This is a genomic window from Arthrobacter globiformis NBRC 12137, assembly GCF_000238915.1.
Lineage (GTDB): Bacteria > Actinomycetota > Actinomycetes > Actinomycetales > Micrococcaceae > Arthrobacter > Arthrobacter globiformis.
In genome coordinates this window covers 1-758 of record NZ_BAEG01000090.1, presented here as the reverse complement: position 1 = coordinate 758, position 758 = coordinate 1, and the positions used below count along the sequence as shown (strand labels likewise).

1 pseudogene is annotated in these 758 nt (G+C 69.3%); it reads left to right on the top strand.

Annotated elements, in window-relative coordinates:
- Positions 1-758 (top strand): annotated as a pseudogene (locus ARGLB_RS18390) (beta-eliminating lyase-related protein); the annotation flags it as partial.

Below are 758 nucleotides of genomic sequence, written 5' to 3'. Positions count from 1 at the left end.
ACCCAGCTGCTGCGTTACATCCGCAAGCTCTCCGACCGCGACCTGGCGCTGGACCGCACCATGATCCCGCTGGGCTCCTGCACCATGAAGCTGAACGCCACCGCCGAGATGGAAGCCATCTCCTGGCCGGAGTTCGCCTCGATCCACCCGTTCGCCCCGGATTCCCAGACCGCAGGCTGGCGGGAACTGATTGATGGCCTGGAGGCGGACCTCGCCGAGATCACCGGCTACGACCAGGTCTCCATCCAGCCGAACGCCGGCTCGCAGGGTGAGCTCGCCGGGCTGCTGGCCATCCGCGGCTACCACCTGTCCCGCGGCGACGACCAGCGCAACGTCTGCCTGATCCCTGCCTCGGCGCACGGCACCAACGCCGCCTCGGCTGTGCTGGCCGGCATGAAGGTTGTCGTGGTGGCCACCGCCGCCGACGGCACGATCGACCACGCCGACCTGTACGCCAAGATCGAGCAGCACCGGGATGTTCTCTCGGCAATCATGATCACCTACCCGTCAACGCACGGCGTGTACGACGCCGACGTCCGCGAGGTCTGCGACGCCATCCATGCGGCCGGCGGCCAGGTCTACGTAGACGGGGCCAACCTGAACGCGCTCGTCGGGCTCGCGCAGCCGGGCAAGTTCGGCGGCGACGTCTCGCACCTGAACCTGCACAAGACCTTCTGCATCCCGCACGGCGGCGGCGGACCCGGCGTCGGCCCGGTCGCGGCCAAGGCGCACCTGGCCCCGTTCATGCCGGGCGATGC